The sequence below is a fragment of the Alkalibacterium sp. m-11 genome, assembly GCF_054658155.1.
In genome coordinates, this window is the sequence record NZ_BAAGIR010000341.1 from 1 (window position 1) to 585 (window position 585).

A 585-nucleotide genomic window follows, 5' to 3' on the forward strand; every position below is an offset into this window, starting at 1 on the left:
CGTATCCGTAGGATTTGAAAAGATATCGTAGTCAATGACGTATTGATTACTAGAAGCAACTTGAAGATTATAGCCAGGTTTCAATTCACGGTTTTTCATGGGATCTTCTTTCATACACATGAACGTAGCGTCTTTATCCGTTTTGGAATAACTGTTTCGTCCATCAAAGGTTGCGCGGGCTTCTTCGTATGACTGTTTTCGCGGAAGGTAATCTTTGACACACTTGTTGCGGTGCTTTTTTAATAGACGACGTCGTCGTTTGTGTATAGAACCACCTTTGGGAATCTGTGTTTCTTCTTGGATAGATTCTTCAACCGCTTCTAGCGAGGTGTCAATTGCCTCAATCAGCGTTTCAATGCCTTCTGATGTGTCTAACTGCTCTTTTGAAAGGCAGATATCCACTTGTGACTGAATCATGGTTTCATACAATGCTTCGACATTCTCGTTCAGCTTTGATTCATAACGATCGATGGCCTTCTTCCAAGTGAAGGAGTAAATATTGGCATCAGCTTGAAGTTTCGTGCCGTCAATAAACAAAGCCTCCTCATGAAGCAGGCCATTCTCTTGGAGTAGTGAAGTGAACAG

1 pseudogene is annotated in these 585 nt (G+C 41.9%); it reads right to left on the minus strand.

The features are described 5' to 3' along the window. A pseudogene (locus tag ACYQ2O_RS12715) lies at positions 1–585 on the minus strand (IS5/IS1182 family transposase); the annotation flags it as partial.